Source organism: Alcanivorax sp. HI0044 (genome assembly GCF_001634945.1).
This window is the reverse complement of the sequence record NZ_LWEZ01000956.1, coordinates 1-461: the sequence shown is the minus strand read 5'-3', so window position 1 is coordinate 461 and position 461 is coordinate 1. Positions and strand designations below refer to the sequence as shown.

Annotated in this window: 2 protein-coding genes; both read right to left on the bottom strand. The window is 57.9% G+C overall.

Annotation, left to right across the window (positions count from 1 at the left end; genetic code table 11):
- Nucleotides 1-309 (bottom strand): PTS sugar transporter subunit IIA (locus A3730_RS11205; RefSeq protein WP_063538085.1); only part of this gene is annotated, 309 nt, incomplete at its 3' end.
- A gap of 15 nt (nt 310-324) precedes the next feature.
- The coding region (gene hpf, locus A3730_RS11200; RefSeq protein ID WP_063538083.1) for a ribosome hibernation-promoting factor, HPF/YfiA family at nt 325-461 on the bottom strand (137 nt) is incomplete at its 5' end.

The following is a 461-nucleotide window of genomic DNA, read 5'->3' as shown; positions in this document are numbered from 1 at the left end:
CAACACAAACACCAGGTCCACGGGGTGCCCGTCAACGGCGTCGAAATCGATGGGGCTTTCCAGTTTCAACAACAGGCCGACTGCTTGCTGGCAATGTCCGAGCCGGCAGTGGGGAATGGCAATGCCTTCGCCAATGCCTGTGGAGCCCAGTTTTTCCCGGGCGACCAAAGCATCGAAGACCTCCTGTTCATTGAGGCTGTCACAGCTGGCCGCGGCCAGCTGTGCAACCTGATCGAGCAGTTGTTTCTTGCTGCTGGCCTGCACGCCGTGATGGGTGCGGGCCAGAGTCAGTAGTTCGCGAACTCGCATAATTGTCGCTTTGGGTTAGTGACCGTGCTTGTGGCTGACGGCCTTTTCCTTGTGTTTGAGAATCTGGCGGTCCAGCTTGTCCGTCAGTTTGTCGATCGCTGCATACATGTCTCCGGCCTCAGCGGTGGCGAAGACATCGGCCCCGGAAATAT